This is a genomic window from Frateuria sp. GZRe14, assembly GCF_051900395.1.
In the GTDB taxonomy this organism is placed as follows: Bacteria; Pseudomonadota; Gammaproteobacteria; order Xanthomonadales; family Rhodanobacteraceae; genus Frateuria_A; species Frateuria_A edaphi.
The window spans coordinates 1059925-1081852 of the sequence record NZ_JBHZGJ010000001.1 but is presented as its reverse complement, the minus strand read 5'-3'; the positions used below and the strand labels follow the sequence as shown (position 1 = coordinate 1081852).

The following is a 21928-nucleotide window of genomic DNA, read 5'->3' as shown; positions in this document are numbered from 1 at the left end:
CTTGAGCTCAGGCCTTGGCCGACACGTCGATGGACTGGCCATCGGCGAGGCGGACATAGGCCTTGCGCTTGCCCTGGCGATTGCCAGTGCGGAAACGGAAGGACTTGACCTTGCCCTTGGCGTTGACGAGGTTCACCTGTTCGACCTTGACGTCGAACATCTGCTCCACCGCCGCGCGGACGTCGGCCTTGGTCGCCTCGGGGGCGACCACGAATACGTACTGGTTGTTCTCGGCCAGGCGCGCGGACTTCTCGGAGATGTGCGGCGCACGCAGCGTGTTGAGAATGCGTTCGTTGCTCATGCCAGCCATTCCTCGATCTTCTTCACGGCCTCGGCGGTCAGCACGACATAGTCGGAGCCGACCAGGCTGACCGGGTTCAGCGCCATCACGTCCACCACGTGCAGGTACGGGATGTTGCGCGCGGCCAGGAACAGCGCCTCGTTGGCATCCTCGGAAACCAGCAGCACGCGACCGCCGACCTGCAGCTCGGCCAGCTTGGCGACCATCGCCTTGGTCTTTGCTTCTTCGATGCCGAAGCCGTCGACGACCTTCAGGCGGTCCTGACGATTCAGCTCGGAAAGGATCGAACGGATCGCGACGCGGTACGCCTTGCGGTTGACCTTCTGCTCGAAGCTGCGGGGCTTGGCCGCGAAGGTGACACCGCCGCCGACAAAGATCGGGGCGCGGTAGTCGCCGTGACGGGCGCCGCCGCCCTTCTGCTTCTTGAACTTCTTGGTGGTACCCGACATCTCACCGCGCGACAGCTGCGCCTTGGTACCGGCGCGACCGCCGGCCTGGTACGCAACCACCACCTGGTGGATCAGGGCCTGCTTGAGCTCGGCGCCGAAGATCTCCTCGGACACGCTGAGCGGCTTGGCGCCAATGACATTCAGTTCCATGGCGTCTCTCCTCAACCCTTGGTGGTCGGGCGGATAACGACGTCGCCGCCGGTTGCGCCCGGCACCGCGCCCTTGACCGCGATCAGGTGACGCTCGGCGTCGACCTTGACCACTTCCAGACCCTGCTGCGTGCGGTTGACCGCACCCATGTGGCCGGCCATCTTCTTGCCCGGGAACACACGGCCTGGCGTCTGGCGCTGACCGATCGAACCCGGCGCGCGGTGCGACAGCGAGTTACCGTGCGTCGCGTCGCCCATCGAGAAGTTGTGGCGCTTGATGGTTCCCTGGAAGCCCTTGCCCTTCGAGACGCCGGCGACGTCGACGATCTGGCCGGCCGAGAAGATCTCGTCCGCCTTGATTTCGGCACCGACGCTGTACTTGCCAAGGTCTTCGGCAGCGACGCGGAACTCCCACAGGCCACGACCCGGCTCGACCTTCGCGCTGGCGTAGTGCCCCTTCAGCGGCTGGGTCAGCAGCGAGGCGCGCTTGACGCCCGCGGTGACCTGGATCGCGGTGTAACCATCATTGTCTTCGGTCTTCAGCTGGGTGACGCGGTTCGGGGTCGCTTCAATCAGCGTCACCGGAATCGAGCGTCCGTCTTCAGTGAAGAGCCGGCTCATGCCGCACTTGCGGCCAACCAGTCCGATACTCATCTTCGTATCCTGTCTATCGCTCAGCCGAGCTTGATCTGGACGTCCACGCCAGCGGCGAGGTCAAGCTTCATGAGCGCGTCCACGGTCTTGTCGTTGGGGTCGACGATGTCGAGCACACGCTTGTGGGTGCGGGTCTCGTACTGGTCGCGCGCGTCCTTGTCGACGTGCGGCGAAACCAGGATGGTGTAGCGCTCGATCTTGGTCGGGAGCGGGATGGGGCCGAGCACCGTAGCGCCGGTGCGCTTGGCCGTCTCGACGATCTCGCTGGCCGAGCGGTCGATCAGTCGATGATCGAACGCCTTGAGGCGGATGCGAATCTTCTGGTTCGCCATAAAACCGTGTCCTGTTATCGAAAGAACAAATACTGTGTTCCGGGATGGCTTCTCACCGTCCCGCACAACCCTTCTGGAGCGGCCTCGCACGCCTGGGCGCACTGGGCGAAAAAGCTAGGCGAGCACAAACGGCTCGCCTAGACAGAAAATTATAAATCGCACAACGCACAAAGGTCAACAGAACGTCGTCTGCGCCCCATGGTCACGTTGCGAGGGCCGTCCCGGCCTGCGAACTCGAAGTACGTCCTGTACCTCATTTCGCGGTATCGGCTCCAGGCAACAACGGAGCCGTCAGCTGACAAGTATAGCAGTGATTACGCGCCAGATGCCAACGTTTCAGGCACCTCCGCGAAAAGGCGGCGGCCCTGGGGCCGCCGCCTGGGTCTTACTTGATGACCTTGGCCACCACGCCGGCGCCGACGGTGCGGCCGCCTTCGCGGATGGCGAAGCGCAGGCCCTCGTCCATCGCGATCGGGTGGATCAGGCTCACCACCATCTTGATGTTGTCGCCCGGCATAACCATCTCCACGCCCTCCGGCAGCGTGACCGCGCCGGTCACGTCGGTGGTGCGGAAGTAGAACTGCGGACGGTAGCCCTTGAAGAACGGGGTATGACGGCCACCCTCGTCCTTGGACAGCACATAGACCTCGGCCTCGAAGTCGGTGTGCGGGGTGATCGTGCCCGGCTTGGCCAGCACCTGGCCGCGCTCGACGTCGTCACGCTTCAGGCCGCGCAGCAGCAGACCGGCGTTGTCGCCCGCCTGACCCTGGTCCAGCAGCTTGCGGAACATTTCCACGCCGGTGACGGTGGTCTTCTGGGTGTCACGGATGCCCACCACTTCCACTTCGTCGCCGACCTTGATGATGCCGCGCTCGATACGACCGGTCACCACGGTGCCGCGGCCGGAGATCGAGAACACGTCTTCGACCGGCATCAGGAACGGCTTGTCGATCGCACGCACCGGCTCGGGGATGTAGCTGTCCAGCGCGTCCACCAGCTGGATGATCGCCGGCACGCCGATCTCGGACTGGTCGCCTTCCAGCGCCTTCAGCGCCGAACCCTTGATGATCGGGGTGTCGTCGCCCGGGAAGTCGTACTTGGACAGCAGCTCGCGCACTTCCATCTCGACCAGCTCGAGCAGCTCGGCGTCGTCGACCATGTCGGCCTTGTTCAGGAACACGACGATGTAGGGCACGCCCACCTGGCGCGACAGCAGGATGTGCTCGCGGGTCTGCGGCATCGGGCCGTCGGCGGCCGAGCACACCAGGATCGCGCCGTCCATCTGCGCCGCACCGGTGATCATGTTCTTGACGTAGTCGGCGTGGCCGGGGCAGTCGACGTGCGCGTAGTGGCGGGTCGGCGACTCGTATTCCACGTGCGCGGTCGAGATCGTGATGCCGCGCGCCTTCTCTTCCGGCGCCGCGTCGATCGCGTCGTAGGCCTTGAATTCACCACCGAAGCGCTCGGCTCCGACCTTGGTCAGCGCCGCCGTCAGCGTCGTCTTGCCGTGGTCCACGTGGCCGATCGTGCCGACGTTCACGTGCGGCTTGGTGCGCTCGAATTTACCCTTTGCCATGACTTCAAACCTCTAGGAAAGAACGATGTTATTGAAGGAGGAAAGCCTTATCAGGCCTTCTTGATGACTTGCTCGGCGATGTTGTTCGGCGCCTCGGCGTAGTGATCGAACTCCATCGTGAACGTGGCGCGGCCCTGGGTCAGCGAGCGGATGGTGGTCGCATAACCGAACATTTCGCCCAGCGGCACCATCGCGTTGATGGTCTTGCCCGAGGGCGTGTCGTCCTGGCCCTGCAACAGGCCGCGACGGCGGCTCAGGTCGCCCATCACGTCGCCGACGTATTCCTCCGGCGTGACCACTTCGACCTTCATCACCGGCTCCAGCAGGACCGGGTTCGCCTTGGCGAAGCCCTGCTTGAACGCCATCGACGCGGCAAGCTTGAACGCCATTTCGGACGAGTCGACGTCGTGGTACGAACCGAAGACAAGCTTCGTCTTGACGCCCACCACCGGGAAGCCGGCCAGCGGACCGCTGGTGATCGTCTCGCGCAGACCCTTTTCCACCGACGGAATGAATTCCTTCGGGATAACGCCACCGGTGATCTCGTTGACGAACAGGAAATCGTCCTTGACGTCCGGGCTCTTGCGCTCTTCCTCGGTCATCGGCGACAGCTCGATCACCACGTGACCGTACTGACCCTTGCCGCCCGACTGCTTGGCATGCTTGTAGTCCGACTTGACGTCCGAGGCGCGGATCGTCTCGCGGTAGGCCACCTGCGGCTTGCCGACATTGGCCTCGACGTTGAACTCGCGCTTCATGCGGTCCACCAGGATGTCCAGGTGGAGCTCGCCCATGCCCGAAATAATCGTCTGGCCCGACTCTTCGTCCGTACGCACGCGGAAGGACGGATCCTCCGCGGCCAGGCGACCGAGCGCGATGCCCATCTTCTCCTGGTCCGACTTGGTCTTCGGCTCGACCGCCATCGAGATCACCGGCTCCGGGAACGTCATCCGCTCCAGGGTGATGATGTGGTCCTGCGCGCACAGCGTATCGCCGGTCGTCACGTCCTTCAGGCCGACCGCGGCGGCGATGTCGCCTGCACGGACTTCCTTCAGTTCGTGACGCTCGTTCGCGTGCATCTGCAGGATGCGGCCGATGCGCTCCTTCTTCGACTTGACCGGGTTGTAGACCTGGTCGCCGGCATTCAACGTGCCCGAATAAACACGGAAGAAGGTCAGCGAGCCGACAAACGGATCGGTCATGATCTTGAAGGCAAGCGCGGAGAACGGTGCGTTGTCATCCGCCGTGCGGGTCGCATCCTTGTCGTCGTCGTCCACGCCGGTGACCGGCGGGCGATCGGCGGGCGACGGCAGCAGGTTCACCACCGCGTCGAGCATCGCCTGGACGCCCTTGTTCTTGAACGCCGTGCCGCAGTAGACCGGGATGATCTCGCTGGACAGGGTGCGCTGGCGCAGGCCCTCGACGATCTCGGCCTCCGAGAGCTCGCCGCCCTCGAGGTACTTGTTCATGAGCTCCTCGGACGCCTCGGCAGCCGATTCGACCATGTAGCTGCGCGCCTCGGCGGCCTTGTCCGCGAGATCGGCCGGGATGTCCTGGTACTCGAACTTCATGCCCTGGGATTCCATGTCCCAGATGATCGCCTTCATCTTGAGAAGGTCGACCACGCCGTCGAAGTTCTCCTCGGCGCCGATCGGCACCTGCATCGGCACCGGGTTGGCACCCAGGCGCGCTTTCAGCTGGTCGACGACCTTGTAGAAGTTGGCGCCGGTGCGATCCATCTTGTTGACGAATGCAAGGCGCGGCACCTTGTACTTGTTGGCCTGGCGCCACACGGTCTCGGACTGCGGCTGCACGCCGCCGACCGCGCACAGCACGAACACGGCGCCGTCGAGCACGCGGAGCGAACGCTCGACTTCGATGGTGAAGTCGACGTGCCCTGGGGTGTCGATGATGTTGAAGCGGTGCTCGGGCAGCGAGCGATCCATGCCCTTCCAGAACGCCGTGGTGGCCGCGGAAGTGATGGTGATGCCGCGCTCCTGCTCCTGCTCCATCCAGTCCATGGTGGCCGCACCGTCATGCACCTCGCCAATCTTGTGACTGACGCCGGTGTAGAACAGGATGCGCTCCGTGGTCGTGGTCTTGCCGGCATCGATGTGGGCCATGATGCCGAAGTTGCGGTAGCGCTCGATGGGAGTGGTGCGTGCCATGGATGTTTACCTATTGCAGGGCAACCTTGCCCTCGATTCGTTGCGGCCGTCCGGGCCACAGCATTTATGAGAAATCCGCCGCGAGCGGCGGAGTGGCTCCTTGCCGTCGCGTGCGACGGCAAGGCAAACCGCTTACCAGCGGTAGTGCGAGAAGGCCTTGTTGGCTTCCGCCATGCGGTGCGTCTCTTCGCGCTTCTTGATGGCGCCGCCGCGGTTTTCCGAGGCTTCCAGCAGCTCGGCGGCCAGCTTGCGCGGCATCGAGGTTTCGCCACGCTTGCGGGCGGCATCGATCACCCAGCGCATCGCCAGCGCCATGCGCCGGCCCGGACGCACTTCGACCGGCACCTGATAGGTCGCGCCACCGACACGGCGGGACTTCACTTCGACCGCCGGAGCGACATTGCCCAGCGCCTTCTCGACCAGAGCCACCGGCTCGGCATTCTTTTCACCCAGATGGGTCAGCGCGCCGTAGACGATGCTCTCGGCGACCGACTTCTTGCCGCTCTTCATCACCATGTTGATGAAGCGGGCGATCAGCTGGCTGCCGTGCTTCGGGTCCGGCAGGACCAGGCGGGCGGGATGGGAACCTTTACGCGACATGTTTGGAGTCCGTTGTTTTCTTGCGGACCGTCCCGTCCGCGCCGAAAGCGACCGTCTTGGCCGCATCTCATTATCTTCGCGAACACCCTGTCCGCTTCAAAAAGCAGCCATCCATGACTGCACTCTTCAATAAAGAGCCGCCAGAACGACCGACGGTTACTTCTTCGGGCGCTTGGCACCGTACTTCGAGCGGGCCTGGCGACGCTTGGTCACGCCGGCGCAGTCGAGGCTGCCGCGCACCGTGTGGTAGCGCACGCCCGGCAGGTCCTTCACACGGCCGCCGCGGATCAGCACGACCGAATGCTCCTGCAGGTTGTGGCCTTCACCGCCGATGTAGCTGATGACCTCGTAACCGTTGGTCAGGCGCACCTTGGCGACCTTGCGCAACGCCGAGTTCGGCTTCTTCGGGGTGGTCGTGTACACGCGCGTGCAGACGCCGCGGCGCTGCGGGCTGCTCTGCAGGGCCGGCGAAGCGCTCTTGTAGGTCTTCGGGCTGCGGTTCTTGCGCACCAGCTGGTTGACTGTCGTCATGCGAAGCTTTTCCTGAGAAACATAAAGGCAGACCGAAACTCGGTCTGCCAAGAAGCGGGAATTTAACATGGGCGCCTTGCACCAGGCAAGAAAACACCCTGTCGTCCGTGACCCGAACACGAGGTGCATCCGTGCACCTCATTTCGTATGTCAGCGAGCAAAGCCCCTCAAGGCTTACTCGGCACCTTCATCGCTACCGGCAGTGGCTTCCGCGAAACTCACCGCGGAGGAGGAACCGGAAAGGGTTTCCAGTTCCGAGGCGGTCAACCCGCCCTGGCGACGACGCTGCGCGTGGTACGCCAGACCCGTACCTGCCGGAATCAGACGGCCGACAATAACATTTTCCTTGAGACCCCGCAAGGTATCGCGGGTGCCGCGGACGGCCGCCTCGGTCAGCACGCGGGTGGTTTCCTGGAAGGAAGCCGCCGAGATGAACGACTCGGTCGCCAGCGATGCCTTGGTGATGCCCAGCAGCACCGACTGGTACTCGGCCGGACGCTCGCCCTTGCTCTCGGCGCGATCGTTCTCCTCGTTGATCCGCACGCGCTCGACCTGCTCGCCGCGCAGATAGTGGCTCTCGCCCGGCTCGGTGATCTCGACCTTGCGCAGCATCTGGCGAATGATCGCTTCGATGTGCTTGTCGTTGATCTTCACGCCCTGCAGGCGATAGACGTCCTGGATTTCCTTGACCAGGTACGCGGCCAGCGGCTCCACGCCCAGCAGGCGCAGGATGTCATGCGGATTGGGCTCGCCGTCCACGACGGTCTCGCCCTTCTCCACGTGCTCGCCTTCGAACACGATGACCTGGCGCCACTTGGGGATCAGCTCCTCGTGCTCGTTGCCGTCGGCGTCCTTGATGATCAGGCGCTGCTTGCCCTTGGTGTCCTTGCCGAAACTGACCACGCCGGAGCGCTCGGCCAGGATCGCCGGCTCCTTCGGCTTGCGTGCCTCGAACAGGTCGGCGACGCGCGGCAGACCACCGGTGATGTCGCGGGTCTTGGAGGTTTCCTGCGGGATACGGGCCACCACGTCGCCCACGCCCACTTCCACGCCGTTCTGGATCGAAACGATCGCACCGGCCGGCAGCATGTACTGCGCCGGCACGTCGGTACCGGGCAGCTTGAGCTCGCGACCCTTGGCATCTTCCAGGCGCACGATCGGGCGTAGATCCTTGGCCGCCGTACCGCGACGCTTCGGATCGGTCACCACGGCCGACTCCAGGCCGGTCAGCTCGTCGGTCTGGCTCTGCACGGTGACGCCATCGAGGAAGTCGATGAAGCGCACGGTACCGGCCACTTCCGAGACGATCGGATGGGTGTGCGGATCCCAGTTGGCGACGGTCTGGCCGGCCTTGACCGCCGCGCCGTCCTTGACCGAGATGGTGGCGCCGTAGGGGACCTTGTAGCGCTCGCGCTCACGGCCGTTGGCGTCGATCACCGACACCTCGCCCGAACGCGACACTGCCACCAGATGGCCCTGCGCGTGCTGCACGGTCTTCAGGTTGTTGAACTTCAGCGTGCCGGTGGTCTTGACCGAGACGTTGTCCACCGCGGCGGCACGGGAAGCCGCGCCACCGATGTGGAAGGTACGCATGGTCAGCTGGGTGCCGGGCTCGCCGATCGACTGCGCGGCGACCACGCCCACGGCCTCGCCCATGTTCACCAGGTGGCCACGGGCCAGGTCGCGGCCGTAGCAAAGGGCGCACACGCCGTGGCTGGCTTCGCAGGTGATCGGCGAACGGACCTTGATCGACTGCACGCCGGCCTTGTCCAGCTTTTCGACAAGCGCTTCGTCCAGCAGCGTGTCGCGGGTGACGATCGCATCGTCGTCGTTGCCCGGACCGTAGACGTCCTCGACCACCACGCGGCCAAGCACGCGCTCGCGCAACGGCTCGACAACGTCGCCGCCTTCGACGATCGGCTGCATCAGCACGCCGTCCTCGGTGCCGCAATCGTGCGAGGTCACCACCACGTCCTGCGCCACGTCGACCAGACGACGGGTCAGGTAACCGGAGTTGGCGGTCTTCAGCGCGGTATCCGCCAGGCCCTTACGGGCGCCGTGGGTCGAGTTGAAGTACTGCAGCACGTTCAGGCCTTCGCGGAAATTGGCCTTGATCGGGGTCTCGATGATCGAGCCGTCCGGACGCGCCATCAGGCCGCGCATGCCGGCCAGCTGGCGGATCTGCGCCACGCTACCGCGCGCGCCGGAGTCGGCCATGATGTAGAGCGAGTTCATCGACTTCTGGTTGACCGTCTTGCCCTCGGCGTCGGTCACCTTCTCGGTACCGATGCCGTCGATCATCGCCTTGGCGACCAGCTCGTTGGTGCGCGACCAGATGTCGACCACCTTGTTGTAGCGCTCGCCGGCGGTGACCAGGCCCGATTGGTACTGCTCCTGGATCTCGACCACTTCCTTCTCGGCCTCTTCCAGGATCGGCTTCTTCTCGTCGGGGATGATCATGTCATCGATACCGATCGAGATGCCCGCGCGGGTGGCGAAGCGGAAGCCGGTATACATCAGCTGGTCCGCGAAGATCACCGTTTCCTTCAGGCCGAGGCGGCGGTAGCAGGCGTTGATCAGGCGCGAGATGTTCTTCTTGGTCAGCTCGGTGTTGGCCAGCTCGAAGGGCAGGCCCTCGGGCATGATCTCGGCCAGCAGCGCGCGACCGACGGTGGTGTCGACCAGCGCCACCTTGCTGGTGCGCTCGCCGTTGTCGGCGATGGTGACCTGCTTCAGGCGCACCTTGACCTTGGCGTGCAGCTGCACCGCACGGTTTTCATAAGCGCGACGCACCTCGGAGATGCCCGAGAACACCATGCCGGTGCCCTTGGCATTCACCAGCTCGCGGGTCATGTAGTACAGGCCCAGCACCACGTCCTGGGTCGGCACGATGATCGGCTCGCCGTTGGCGGGCGACAGGATGTTGTTGGTCGCCATCATCAGGGCGCGCGCTTCCAGCTGCGCCTCGATCGAGAGCGGCACGTGCACGGCCATCTGGTCGCCGTCGAAGTCGGCGTTGAAGGCGGTACACACCAGCGGATGCAGCTGGATCGCCTTGCCTTCGATCAGCTTCGGCTCGAACGCCTGGATGCCGAGGCGGTGCAGGGTCGGCGCGCGGTTGAGCAGCACCGGATGCTCGCGGATCACCTCTTCGAGGATGTCCCACACCATCGGCTCTTCGCGCTCGACCAGCTTCTTGGCCGCCTTGATGGTGGTGGCCTCGCCGCGGGCCTGCAGCTTGGCGAAGATGAACGGCTTGAACAGCTCCAGCGCCATCTTCTTGGGCAGGCCGCACTGGTGCAGGCGCAGGGTCGGGCCGACCACGATCACGGAGCGGCCGGAGTAGTCCACGCGCTTGCCGAGCAGGTTCTGGCGGAACCGGCCCTGCTTGCCCTTGATCATGTCGGCGAGCGACTTCAGCGCACGCTTGTTGGTGCCGGTGATGGCACGGCCACGACGGCCGTTGTCCAGCAGCGCATCGACCGACTCCTGCAGCATGCGCTTCTCGTTGCGCACGATGATGTCGGGCGCATTGAGCTCGAGCAGGCGCTTCAAGCGGTTGTTGCGGTTGATGACGCGGCGGTACAGGTCGTTGAGGTCGGAGGTCGCGAAGCGGCCACCGTCCAGCGGCACCAGCGGACGCAGGTCCGGCGGCAGCACCGGCAGCACGGTCAGCACCATCCACTCGGGCTTGTTGCCCGATTCCAGGAAGGCCTCGATCAGCTTGACGCGCTTGGTGAGGCGCTTGAGCTTGGTCTCGGAATTGGTCGAGGCGATCTCTTCCTTCAGGCGGATGACTTCGCCCTGCAGGTCGATCGACTTCAGGAGCTCGTAAACCGCCTCGGCGCCCATGCGGGCGTCGAATTCGTCACCGTGTTCCTCGGTGGCTTCGAGGTACTGGTCCTCGCTGAGCAGCTGACCCTTCTCCAGCGCGGTCAGGCCCGGATCGATGACCACGTAGGCCTCGAAGTAGAGGATGCGCTCGATGTCGCGCAGGGTCATGTCCAGCATCAGGCCGATGCGCGAAGGCAGCGACTTGAGGAACCAGATGTGCGCGGTCGGGCTGGCCAGCTCGATGTGGCCCATGCGCTCGCGGCGCACCTTGGCCAGCGTCACTTCCGTGCCGCACTTCTCGCAGACCACGCCGCGGTGCTTCATGCGCTTGTACTTGCCGCACAGGCACTCGTAGTCCTTCACCGGGCCGAAGATGGCGGCGCAGAACAGGCCGTCACGCTCCGGCTTGAAGGTGCGGTAGTTGATCGTCTCCGGCTTTTTCACCTCGCCGTACGACCACGAGCGGATCAGCTCGGGCGACGCCAGCGCGATCTTGATCGCGTCGAAGTCGGGCGTGGTGCGCTGCTGGTTGAAAAGGTTGAGCAGGTCTTTCATGGGTGTCTCCGGTCGGAGCAAATTCGGTAGAGGTCCGTGATGCGGGCTGAGGCATGGTCAGCGGCCCGGCGCCAGGCGCCGGGGCCGCTTTCGATCACTTCACCTCTTCCAGGTCGATGTCGATGCCCAGCGAGCGGATTTCCTTCACCAGCACGTTGAAGGATTCCGGCATGCCGGCCGCCATCTCGTGGTTGCCGTCGACGATGTTCTTGTACATCTGGTTGCGGCCCTGCACGTCGTCGGACTTCACCGTCAGCATTTCCTGCAGGGTGTAGGCCGCGCCGTAGGCTTCCAGCGCCCAGACTTCCATTTCGCCGAAGCGCTGGCCACCGAACTGCGCCTTGCCGCCCAGCGGCTGCTGGGTGACCAGCGAGTACGGGCCCGTCGAACGCGCGTGCATCTTGTCGTCGACCAAGTGGTTGAGCTTCAGGTAGTGCATGTAGCCGACGGTCACCGGGCGATCGAACGCCTCGCCGGTGCGGCCGTCGAACAGCGTGGTCTGGCCCGACGTGGGCAGGTCCGCCAGCTTCAGCATCGCCTTGATCTCGGTTTCCTCGGCGCCGTCGAACACCGGCGTGGCCATCGGCACGCCCTCCTGCAGGTTGTTCGCCAGGGTCAGGATCTCCTGGTCGGACAGCGTCTTCAGGTCCACGTGCTGCACCGCGCCGGCGGCGTGGCTGTTGTAGATCTGGTCCAGGAACTCGCGGATCTTGGTCACCTTCTCCTGCGCCTCGAGCATGCGCTGGATCTTGCGGCCCAGGCCCTTGGCGGCCCAGCCCAGATGCATTTCCAGCACCTGGCCGATGTTCATACGCGAAGGAACGCCCAGCGGGTTCAGCACGATGTCGACCGGCTCGCCGTTGGCCATGAACGGCATGTCCTCGACGGGCACGACGTTGGACACCACGCCCTTGTTGCCGTGGCGACCAGCCATCTTGTCGCCCGGCTGGATGCGGCGCTTCACGGCCAGGAACACCTTGACCATCTTCAGCACGCCCGGGGCGAGGTCGTCACCCTGGGTGATCTTGCCCTGCTTCTCCTTGAAGCGACGGTCGAACTCCTCCTTGTGGCGCTTGACCTGGTCGGCCGCGCGCTCGAGGAACTCGGTGACGCTCTCGTCCTTGACGTTGATCTTGAACCAGTCGTCCTTCTTCAAGCCGTCGAGGTAGGCGTCGGTGATTTCCGCACCGCGCTTGAGGCCACCCGGACCGCTCATCGCGGACTGGCCAACCAGCTGCGCGCGCATGCGGTTGTAGATCGCGCCTTCGAGGATGCGGAACTGATCGTCGAAATCCTTGCGGATCCGCTTGATCTCCATTTCCTCGATCTGCTTGGCGCGCTTGTCCTTCTCGATGCCGTCGCGGGTGAACACCTGCACGTCGATGACGGTGCCGTCCATGCCCGGCGGCACGCGCAGCGAGCTGTCCTTCACGTCGGACGCCTTCTCACCGAAGATCGCGCGCAGCAGCTTCTCTTCCGGAGTCAGCTGGCTCTCGCCCTTCGGGGTCACCTTGCCGACCATGATGTCGCCGGCCTTGACCTCGGCACCGATGTAGACGATGCCGCTCTCGTCCAGACGCGCCAGCGCCTGTTCGCCCACGTTCGGGATGTCGGCGGTGATTTCCTCGGCGCCCAGCTTGGTGTCGCGCGCGATGCAGGACAGCTCCTCAATGTGGATCGAGGTGTAGCGGTCTTCCTGCACGACGCGCTCGGAGAGCAGGATCGAGTCTTCGAAGTTGTAGCCGTTCCACGGCATGAAGGCGATCAGCATGTTCTGGCCGAGCGCGAGCTCGCCCAGGTCGGTGGACGAACCGTCCGCCAGCGTATCGCCCTTCGCCACGATGTCACCGACGTTCACCAGCGGACGCTGGTTGAGGTTGGTGTTCTGGTTGGAGCGGGTGTACTTGGTCAGCGTGTAGATGTCGACGCCGGCGTCGTTGTCGCCGACCTCTTCCTCGTTCACGCGCACGACGATACGGCCGGCGTCGACCTGGTCGATCACGCCGCCACGCTTGGCGGACACGATGACACCCGAGTCGCGCGCCACGGCGCGCTCGATGCCGGTACCGACCAGCGGGGTCTGCGAGCGCAGCGTCGGCACGGCCTGGCGCTGCATGTTCGCGCCCATCAGCGCGCGGTTCGCGTCATCGTGCTCCAGGAACGGCACCAGCGCCGCCGCGACCGACACGGTCTGCATCGGCGAGACGTCCATGTAGTCGACCTCGGCCGCCGGACGCAGCTCGGACTCGCCACGGAAACGGCAGGACACGAAGTCCTCGATGAAGCCGCCGTTCTTGTCCAGCGGCGAGTTCGCCTGCGCGATGACGTGGTCGCCCTCCTCGATCGCCGACAGGTAGTCGACGGTGTTGGTGACCTTGCCATTGGCGACCTTGCGGTACGGCGTCTCGAGGAAGCCGTAGGCGTTGGTGCGGGCGTACACGGCCAGCGAGTTGATCAGGCCGATGTTCGGGCCTTCCGGGGTCTCGATGGTGCAGACGCGACCGTAGTGGGTCGGGTGCACGTCACGCACTTCGAAACCGGCACGCTCGCGGGTCAGGCCGCCCGGGCCAAGGGCCGAGACGCGGCGCTTGTGCGTCACTTCCGAGAGCGGGTTGTTCTGGTCCATGAACTGCGAGAGCTGCGAGGAGCCGAAGAACTCCTTCACCGCCGCCGCGACCGGCTTGGCGTTGATCAGTTCCTGCGGGGTCAGGCCCTCGGACTCGGCCAGCGACAGGCGCTCGCGCACGGCGCGCTCCACGCGCACCAGGCCGATGCGGAAGGTGTTCTCCGCCATCTCGCCGACCGAACGCACGCGACGGTTGCCCAGGTGGTCGATGTCGTCCACGGTGCCGTGGCCGTTCTTGATGTCGATCAGCACCTTGAGCACGTCGAGCACGTCGGACTGGTCGCCCAGCTGCTGCACCAGCGTCTGCGCCGCCTCTTCCTTGCGCTCGGCGAAGTACTTGTGGTCGTACAGCACGCCCGGGCCCAGGATCTCCTGGCGGCCCACGCGGCGGTTGAACTTCATGCGGCCGACCGCCGACAGGTCGTAGCGGTCGAAGGTGAAGAACAGGTTGAAGAACAGGTTCTGCGCGGCGTCCTTGGTCGGCGGCTCGCCCGGGCGCATCATGCGATAGATCTCCACCAGCGCCTCGAGCTGCGTCTTGGTGTTGTCGATGCGCAGGGTGTGCGAAATGTACGCGCCGCGATCCAGGTCGTTGACGTACAGCGTCGGCACGGTTTCGATGCCGGCCTTGCGGAATGCTTCCAGCTGCTCGGCGGTGATCTCGTCGTTCGCCGAAGCCAGCAGCTCGCCGGTCTTCGAATCGACCATGTCAATGGCGACGATGCGGCCGATCAGGTAATCGTCCGGCACTTCGAGCGCAGTGATTTTCTCGGCCGCGAGCTGACGAACATGGCGCGCCGTGATGCGCTTGCCAGCCTCCACCAGCACCTTGTCGCCGATCATCAGGTCGAAGGTCAGCGTTTCGCCGCGCAGGCGCTCGGCGACCAGTTCCAGCGTGGTGCCACCCTTCTTGCCCAGGTGGAACACGTTGTGCTCGAAGAAGATGCCCAGCATCTCCTCGTTGTTGTAGCCGAGCGCGCGCAGCAGCACCGTCACCGGCAGCTTGCGGCGACGGTCGATGCGGGTGAACAGCGCGTCCTTCGGGTCGAACTCGAAGTCCAGCCAGGATCCGCGGTAAGGGATCACGCGAGCGGAGAACAGCAGCTTGCCCGAGCTGTGCGTCTTGCCGCGGTCGTGATCGAAGAACACGCCCGGCGAACGGTGAAGCTGCGAGACGATGACGCGCTCGGTGCCGTTGATGATGAAGGTGCCGGTGTCGGTCATGAGCGGGATCTCGCCCATGTAGACCTCCTGCTCCTTGACGTACTTGACGGCCTTCTTGGAAGCCGGGCTGTCCTTGTCGTAGATCACCAGGCGCACGGTGGTGCGCAGCGGCGCGCCGTAGGTCATGCCGCGGTTGCGGCATTCGCGCTCGTCGAACGCCGGCTCGCCCAGGCGATAGTCCACGTATTCGAGGGCGGCGTTGCCCGAATAGCTGGCAATCGGGAACACCGACTTCAGCGCGGCGTGCAGCCCCTTGTCCTCGCGCTTCTTCGGCGCGACGTGCTCCTGCAGGAACTCACGGTAGGAATCGGTCTGGATGGTCAGCAGGTTGGGCACGCCCAGCACGGGCGGGCGCTTGCCGAAATCCTTGCGGATGCGCTTCTTCTCGGTAAACGAGTAGGTCATGGGGTGACGCCTCGGTTCGCAGTGGCGCCGGTGGTGCACACACCGGCTAAATGGTTGAAGACTGAAATTGGGAATCACGATTGAGGACTCTCGCGAATCCGCAGTCGGGATGCCCAAACTTCAGAGCGTCCGTGCCTCATGTGTTCAAAAAAGGGCTCCTGCCCTTCTCGAACTCGCCCGCCCAACGGGCCAGCTCCGACAACCAGGCGCATGCGCCTGATTCGCGGCGAACCATCCTTCGGTCCGCAAATGGCGGCGAGCCGCCATCCGTAACGGGCAAAGCCCGGGGACTTTCGTCCCCAGGCTCGCTTGACGCTAAGCCAAACTGACGGCGCGCAAGGCGCCGATTACTTCAGTTCGACCGTGGCGCCGGCAGCTTCCAGGTCCTTCTTGAACTTGGCAGCGTCTTCCTTCGAAGCGGCTTCCTTCACGACGCCACCGGCCTCGGTCAGGTCCTTCGCTTCCTTCAGGCCCAGGCCGGTGATCGCGCGGACAGCCTTGATCACGTCGACCTTCTTGTCGCCGGCGGACTTCAGGATCACGTCGAACTCGGTCTGCTCCTCGGCAACCGGGCCGGCGGCGGCCGGGCCGGCGGCCATCATGACCGGGGCGGCGGCGGTGACGCCAAACTTCTCTTCGATGGCCTTCACCAGGTCCATCACTTCCATCAGCGACTTGGCGGCGACGGCGTCAACGATCTGTTCGTTGGTCAGGGACATTTTGTTTTACCTCTGGAAATAATTTCGTTTGGAAAGGTCGGCGAATCAGGCTTCGACAGGGGCTTCGGCGGCGACTTCGCCACCACCCTGCTTGTCGGCCACGGCCTTGACCACGCGGGCGAACATCGAAGCCGGCTCGGCCAGCACGCGGGCCAGCATCGCGAGCGCCTGCTCGCGGGTCGGCAGCGAGGCCAGCACGTCGACGTGCTCGGCGGGCAGCAGTTTGCCCTCCACCGAGACGAGCCGCGGCTTGAGCTTGTCGTTGGTCTTGGCAAATTCCTTGATCAGACGCCCGGCGGCACCGGGTTCCTCGGTCGAGAACGCGTACAGCAGCGGACCGGTCAGGGCGTCCTTGACGACCTCGAACTCGGTACCGGCCACGGCGCGGGAGACCAGCGTGTTCTTGACAACCTTCAGGAACACGCCCGACTCGCGGGCCTTCTTGCGCATCGCGGTCATCTGTTCGACCGTGGTGCCCGCGTACTCGGCGGCGACCAAGGAGTGGGCCTTGGCGGCGACGTCTGCCAGCTCGGCGACTACTTCTTGCTTCTGGGACAGATTGAGAGCCATTGCACTCCTCCACATGGAACTCCGCTCACGGCTCCTGCCGCTTGCGGTCCTGAGCGACGCCGTCCATGACGTCGGGGACACGACGTGTCCCGGGGTGATGGCCTTTCCAGAACGTGCATTCCAGAAAAGGGCAGCACCATCTACGCCGGCTGGCCTTGCGGCCGATTAAGCGATCGAGGTAAAGCGGCGACGGCGATTCCCTGCCACCAACGAGCTCCCTGCCCGTCGTCGTCGCACATCGATCACGCCTGCGGTCTTTGACGGCTGCCCCGGCCGGAGCCGGGGCTGCCCTCAAAAACTTGCCTCCGCGCCCGACCGGGCGCGAAGGGCTTGAACTTGTCTTACTTCGCGGTGGCCGCGCTCAGCGACGAGGTGTCCACCGGCACGCCCACGCCCATCGTGCTGGACAGGGCAACCTTCTGCAGGAACTGGCCCTTGGCCGCGGCCGGCTTGGCCTTGAGCAGGTCGGCGATCAGCGCGTTGAGGTTGTCCGCAAGCTGCGCAGCCTCGAAGTTGGCCTTGCCGATCGTGGCGTGGATGATGCCCGCCTTGTCGTTGCGGAACTTCACCTGGCCAGCCTTGGCGTTCTTCACCGCGGTGACCACGTCGGCGGTGACCGAGCCGTCCTTCGGATTGGGCATCAGGCCGCGCGGGCCAAGCAGCTGGCCCAGCTTGCCAACCACGCGCATGGCGTCCGGCGTGGCGATCACGCGACCGAAGTCGAGGTCACCGGCCTGCATGCGCTCGGCCAGGTCGTCCATGCCGACCGCATCGGCGCCGGCAGCCTTGGCGGCCTCGGCCTTCTCGCCCGCCGGGCAGAACACGGCGACCTTGATGGTCTTGCCGGTGCCGTGCGGCAGCAGCGAGGAACCACGCACGCCCTGGTCCGACTTCTTGGCGTCGATGCCGAGGCGCACGGCCACGTCGACCGACTCCACGAACTTGGCGGTAGCGTTCTTCTTGATGATGTTCAGGGCGTCTTCCAGCCCGTAGACCTTGCCCGGCTGCACAGCGGCCTGGGCGGCCTTCATACGCTTGGTGATCTTTGCCATGTCTTAACCCTCCACCACCAGGCCCATGCTGCGCGCGCTACCGGCAATGGTGCGCACCGCAGCGTCCAGATCCGCAGCCGTCAGATCCGGCTCCTTCTGCTTCGCAACGTCTTCGAGCTGCTTGCGGGTGATCTTGCCCACCTTGTCGGTGTTCGGCTTGGACGAACCCTTGGCGACGCCGGTGACCTTCTTGATCAGCACGGTGGCGGGCGGGGTCTTGGTAATGAAGGTGAAGCTGCGGTCCGAGTAGGCCGTGATGATCACGGGGATCGGCAGGCCCGGCTCCATCTTCTGCGTGGCAGCGTTGAACGCCTTGCAGAATTCCATGATGTTGAGACCGCGCTGACCGAGGGCGGGGCCCACCGGCGGCGACGGGTTGGCCTGGCCGGCCTTGACCTGCAGCTTGATGTAACCGACGACTTTCTTTGCCATGGGATTTTCCTTGCGAGTGCTGGCGCCTTGCGGCTCCTCGCGTGCTTGCCTTCCAGGCGGTGGAGAGCCTGCTTTCCGTGCAGGCCGTCGAAAAACGAACACGCCGAGTCGAAAGACTTCGGCGTGGAACCGCGTAGTTTAAGGAGTGATCAAGTTTTAAGCAAGTGGCGGGCCAGCGGGCCGATCTGCTCACCCACCCCTCCAGGGAAAGAGCTGGAGTGCGGGGCAGCTCTTGCGGAAGAGGTTGATTGAAGCGCGGCTCTGCTGGGATTTCCCGCGAGCCCCGGCCCCTCACCTCGATCCCCTCCCCGGAGGGGAGAGGAAGCAGGGCATCAAGCCTTTTCGACCTGCCCGAACTCGAGCTCGACCGGGGTCGAACGACCGAAGATCAGCACCGCGACGCGCAGGCGGCTCTTCTCGTAGTTGACTTCCTCGACCACGCCGTTGAAGTCGTTGAACGGGCCTTCGGTGACACGGACCATCTCGCCCGGCTCGAACAGCACCTTGGGCTTGGGCTTTTCCACGCCCTCGCGCACGCGACTGAGGATGGCGTCGGCCTCGCTGTCGCGGATCGGCAGCGGGCGGTCGGCGGTACCGCCGATGAAGCCCATCACCTTGGGCGTCTCCTTGACCAGGTGCCAGCATTCGTCGTCGATGCGGGGCGACTTGCCCTCGGTATCGGTCTCGATCTGCACCAGCACGTAGCCTGGGAAGAACTTGCGCTCGCTGCGGCGCTTCTGCCCGCCGCGCATCTCGATCACTTCCTCGGTCGGCACCAGCACTTCGCCGAACTTCTCTTCCATGCCAGCGCGCGCAATTCGCTCCGACAGCGACTTGCGGACCTGGTTCTCGAAGCCCGAGTAGGCGTGCACGACGTACCAACGCTTGGACATGGGCTACTCCTTACGAACCGAGTTTCAGCAGCCAGTCCAGCACGACCGACTTCAGGATCAGGTCGATCAGGCCCAGCAGCAACGAAAGCACGATCACGACCGCAATGATGACGAGCGTGGTCTTGAGGGTCTCGTCACGCGTCGGCCAGACGACCTTGCGCATCTCGAACTGCGACTCGGCGATGAAATTGCGCGCCTTGCGGCCCGGGCCGGTGAAGGCACCGATCGCCATCGCCGCGACCAGCGCGACCAGCACGCCAGCCAGGCGCACGGAGCCGGGGACGGTATTGTCGAACCAGGAATAGGCGAAGATGCCCGCCGCCAGCACCAGCACCGCCAGCACCAGCTTGCCGATATCCGCCGCACTCGTGCCGCGGGGCTGTTCTGCCTTGGTATTCATTGCGCAGTGACCGGTGGAAGGAGTCGCCGAAGCCGGATGGCCCATCGACGCCTACCCGCACCCGTCATCGGTCCTCGAAAGATGGCACGCCAGGAGGGACTCGAACCCCCAACCTGCGGTTTTGGAGACCGCTGCTCTGCCAATTGAGCTACTGGCGTATCGGTAAAACGGATCGGAAGCGGGAGCCGGCGTCGACAGGCAATGCCCGTGCGATACCGGCTCCCGGTTTCCGTATGTGCAGCTTACTTGATGACCTTGGCCACCACGCCGGCGCCGACGGTACGGCCGCCTTCGCGGATGGCGAAGCGCAGGCCCTCGTCCATCGCGATCGGGTGGATCAGGCTCACCACCATCTTGATGTTGTCGCCCGGCATGACCATCTCCACGCCCTCCGGCAGCGTGACCGCGCCGGTCACGTCGGTGGTGCGGAAGTAGAACTGCGGACGGTAGCCCTTGAAGAACGGGGTATGACGGCCACCCTCGTCCTTGCTCAGCACATAGACCTCGGCCTCGAAGTCGGTGTGCGGGGTGATCGTGCCCGGCTTGGCCAGCACCTGGCCACGCTCGACGTCGTCACGCTTCAGGCCGCGCAGCAGCAGACCGGCGTTGTCGCCCGCCTGACCCTGGTCGAGCAACTTGCGGAACATTTCCACGCCGGTGACGGTGGTCTTCTGGGTGTCACGGATGCCCACCACTTCCACTTCGTCGCCGACCTTGATGATGCCGCGCTCGATACGACCGGTCACCACGGTGCCGCGGCCGGAGATCGAGAACACGTCTTCGACCGGCATCAGGAACGGCTTGTCGATCGCACGCACCGGCTCGGGGATGTAGCTGTCCAGCGCGTCCACCAGCTGAATGATCGCCGGCACGCCGATCTCGGACTGGTCGCCTTCCAGCGCCTTCAGCGCCGAACCCTTGATGATCGGGGTGTCGTCGCCCGGGAAGTCGTACTTGGACAGCAGCTCGCGCACTTCCATCTCGACCAGCTCGAGCAGCTCGGCATCGTCGACCATGTCGGCCTTGTTCAGGAACACGACGATGTAGGGCACGCCCACCTGGCGCGACAGCAGGATGTGCTCGCGGGTCTGCGGCATCGGGCCGTCGGCGGCCGAGCACACCAGGATCGCGCCGTCCATCTGCGCCGCGCCGGTGATCATGTTCTTGACGTAGTCGGCGTGGCCGGGGCAGTCGACGTGCGCGTAGTGGCGGGTCGGCGACTCGTATTCCACGTGCGCGGTCGAGATCGTGATGCCGCGCGCCTTCTCTTCCGGCGCCGCGTCGATCGCGTCGTAGGCCTTGAATTCACCACCGAAGCGCTCGGCTCCGACCTTGGTCAGCGCCGCCGTCAGCGTCGTCTTGCCGTGGTCCACGTGGCCGATCGTGCCGACGTTCACGTGCGGCTTGGTGCGTTCGAATTTACCCTTTGCCATGCGCGCTAAACCCCGATGGAGTCAATGAAAAAAAGAAAACCTGCCGTAGGCCCGGAGCGACCGGCGGCAGCCGCGTGAGATGGTGCTCATGACAGGAATCGAACCTGTGACCTCTTCCTTACCAAGGAAGTGCTCTACCGACTGAGCTACATGAGCGAAAACGTTTGGAGACGAGATCAATGGAGCGGGAGACGGGAATCGAACCCGCACCATCAGCTTGGAAGGCTGAGGTTCTACCATTGAACTACTCCCGCCTGGTACAACTCCCGGCTTGACACCAGGTCCTGCGCGGAACTCGTCTGATGGTGGAGGGAGGTGGATTCGAACCACCGAAGGCGTAAGCCAGCAGATTTACAGTCTGCCCCCGTTGGCCGCTTGGGTATCCCTCCAACAAAGAACGCCTATTTTCGCGAGCGGGCCCGGGTGTGTCAACAGTTTGCGACGGTCAAATCCGCGTTTGGCCACATCTGGGGCAACTGGTCCGCCGCGGTTCCGCTGTCCGGATCGCTTGCACCGTCCGCGACGGCCGCCATATCCGTGCGAGGCCACCCGGAAGCATGCCATGTCCACACCGTTGAACGTTCCCTGCCCTCACTGCGATGCGCTCAACCGCGTCCCTGCCGATCGCCTGGCCGAGCAGCCGGTGTGCGGCCGTTGCAAGAAGGCCCTGTTCGAGGGCCGTCCGCTCGAGCTGACGGCGGCCAACTTCGATGCCGTGACCGGACGTGGCGACCTTCCGGTGCTGATCGACTTCTGGGCACCCTGGTGCGGCCCGTGTCGCGGCTTCGCGCCGGTGTTCGCAGAGGCGGCGCGCCAGTTCGAACCGCGCCTGCGCCTGGCCAAGGTCGATACCGACGCGCAACCGCAGTTGTCGCAGCGATTCGGCATCCGCAGCATTCCCACGCTAGCGCTGTTCAGCGGCGGGCGCGAGATCGCCCGTCAGGCGGGTGCGCTCAACGCCGCGCAACTGCGCCAGTTCATCGACCACGCGCTGCAATGAACCTGCGCGCGCCGCTTGCGCCGAC

Annotated in this window: 18 protein-coding genes and 4 tRNA genes; 1 reads left to right on the top strand and 21 read right to left on the bottom strand. The window is 64.7% G+C overall.

All coding sequences use genetic code 11. The annotated features are described in order from the left end of the window. Positions 1-7: 7 nt before the first annotated feature. The 21 genes from rplW to ACFWZ1_RS04780 form a co-directional block, all read right to left on the bottom strand. Positions 8-301 carry a 50S ribosomal protein L23 gene (gene rplW / locus ACFWZ1_RS04880; RefSeq protein WP_425600822.1) on the bottom strand — a complete coding sequence of 98 codons (294 nt, stop codon included), beginning with the start codon at positions 299-301 and terminating at the stop codon, positions 8-10. After that, a complete protein-coding gene (rplD, locus tag ACFWZ1_RS04875; protein WP_231324161.1) occupies positions 298-900 on the bottom strand; it encodes a 50S ribosomal protein L4 in 603 nt (200 codons plus the stop codon). The genes rplW and rplD overlap by 4 nt, the downstream gene beginning before the upstream one ends. Positions 901-911: 11 nt before the next feature. Next, the gene (gene rplC, locus ACFWZ1_RS04870; protein ID WP_231324160.1) at positions 912-1553 is read right to left on the bottom strand and encodes a 50S ribosomal protein L3; all 642 of its coding nucleotides are present in this window, start codon (positions 1551-1553) and stop codon (positions 912-914) included. A 20-nt stretch (positions 1554-1573) separates the two neighbouring features. Further along, on the bottom strand, positions 1574-1885 hold the full coding sequence (gene rpsJ, locus ACFWZ1_RS04865; RefSeq protein ID WP_014402136.1) for a 30S ribosomal protein S10: 312 nt from the start codon (positions 1883-1885) through the stop codon (positions 1574-1576). Between the two features lie 385 nt (positions 1886-2270). After that, on the bottom strand, positions 2271-3461 hold the full coding sequence (gene tuf / locus ACFWZ1_RS04860; protein ID WP_231324151.1) for an elongation factor Tu: 1191 nt from the start codon (positions 3459-3461) through the stop codon (positions 2271-2273). 50 nt (positions 3462-3511) lie between these two features. Then, the gene (gene fusA / locus ACFWZ1_RS04855; RefSeq protein ID WP_231324159.1) at positions 3512-5629 is read right to left on the bottom strand and encodes an elongation factor G; all 2118 of its coding nucleotides are present in this window, start codon (positions 5627-5629) and stop codon (positions 3512-3514) included. 132 nt (positions 5630-5761) lie between these two features. Then, entirely contained in the window at positions 5762-6229 is a 468-nt protein-coding gene (gene rpsG, locus ACFWZ1_RS04850) for a 30S ribosomal protein S7 (RefSeq protein WP_091340757.1), read from the bottom strand. A gap of 156 nt (positions 6230-6385) precedes the next feature. Beyond that, positions 6386-6760 (bottom strand): 30S ribosomal protein S12, encoded by a 375-nt coding sequence (gene rpsL / locus ACFWZ1_RS04845; RefSeq protein WP_209620135.1) that lies wholly within the window; start codon positions 6758-6760, stop codon positions 6386-6388. Between the two features lie 174 nt (positions 6761-6934). Then, on the bottom strand, positions 6935-11149 hold the full coding sequence (gene rpoC, locus ACFWZ1_RS04840; protein ID WP_231324158.1) for a DNA-directed RNA polymerase subunit beta': 4215 nt from the start codon (positions 11147-11149) through the stop codon (positions 6935-6937). Between the two features lie 94 nt (positions 11150-11243). After that, positions 11244-15404, bottom strand: coding sequence for a DNA-directed RNA polymerase subunit beta (gene rpoB, locus ACFWZ1_RS04835; protein WP_231324157.1), 4161 nt, complete (start codon positions 15402-15404; stop codon positions 11244-11246). 347 nt (positions 15405-15751) lie between these two features. Beyond that, positions 15752-16123, bottom strand: coding sequence for a 50S ribosomal protein L7/L12 (rplL, locus tag ACFWZ1_RS04830; RefSeq protein WP_091340748.1), 372 nt, complete (start codon positions 16121-16123; stop codon positions 15752-15754). 45 nt (positions 16124-16168) lie between these two features. Next, complete coding sequence (gene rplJ / locus ACFWZ1_RS04825) at positions 16169-16693, bottom strand: 50S ribosomal protein L10 (RefSeq protein WP_231324156.1); 525 nt, start codon at positions 16691-16693, stop codon at positions 16169-16171. Positions 16694-17034: 341 nt separating this feature from the next. Further along, entirely contained in the window at positions 17035-17745 is a 711-nt protein-coding gene (rplA, locus tag ACFWZ1_RS04820; protein WP_231324155.1) for a 50S ribosomal protein L1, read from the bottom strand. 3 nt (positions 17746-17748) lie between these two features. Continuing rightward, on the bottom strand, positions 17749-18177 hold the full coding sequence (gene rplK / locus ACFWZ1_RS04815; RefSeq protein ID WP_019464005.1) for a 50S ribosomal protein L11: 429 nt from the start codon (positions 18175-18177) through the stop codon (positions 17749-17751). 332 nt (positions 18178-18509) lie between these two features. Continuing rightward, positions 18510-19070 carry a transcription termination/antitermination protein NusG gene (nusG, locus tag ACFWZ1_RS04810; protein ID WP_231324153.1) on the bottom strand — a complete coding sequence of 187 codons (561 nt, stop codon included), beginning with the start codon at positions 19068-19070 and terminating at the stop codon, positions 18510-18512. A 10-nt stretch (positions 19071-19080) separates the two neighbouring features. Beyond that, a complete protein-coding gene (secE, locus tag ACFWZ1_RS04805) occupies positions 19081-19470 on the bottom strand; it encodes a preprotein translocase subunit SecE (protein ID WP_231324152.1) in 390 nt (129 codons plus the stop codon). Between the two features lie 82 nt (positions 19471-19552). Beyond that, a tRNA-Trp gene (locus tag ACFWZ1_RS04800) sits at positions 19553-19628 on the bottom strand. A gap of 84 nt (positions 19629-19712) precedes the next feature. Beyond that, complete coding sequence (tuf, locus tag ACFWZ1_RS04795; protein WP_231324151.1) at positions 19713-20903, bottom strand: elongation factor Tu; 1191 nt, start codon at positions 20901-20903, stop codon at positions 19713-19715. A gap of 80 nt (positions 20904-20983) precedes the next feature. Next, positions 20984-21059: transfer RNA gene (locus ACFWZ1_RS04790), tRNA-Thr, on the bottom strand. A gap of 24 nt (positions 21060-21083) precedes the next feature. Further along, positions 21084-21157: transfer RNA gene (locus tag ACFWZ1_RS04785), tRNA-Gly, on the bottom strand. A gap of 49 nt (positions 21158-21206) precedes the next feature. Continuing rightward, a tRNA-Tyr gene (locus ACFWZ1_RS04780) sits at positions 21207-21292 on the bottom strand. Between the two features lie 173 nt (positions 21293-21465). Here ACFWZ1_RS04780 and trxC point away from each other — a divergent pair. Next, positions 21466-21903 (top strand): thioredoxin TrxC, encoded by a 438-nt coding sequence (gene trxC, locus ACFWZ1_RS04775; RefSeq protein ID WP_439665625.1) that lies wholly within the window; start codon positions 21466-21468, stop codon positions 21901-21903. The last annotated feature ends 25 nt before the right edge of the window (positions 21904-21928 follow it).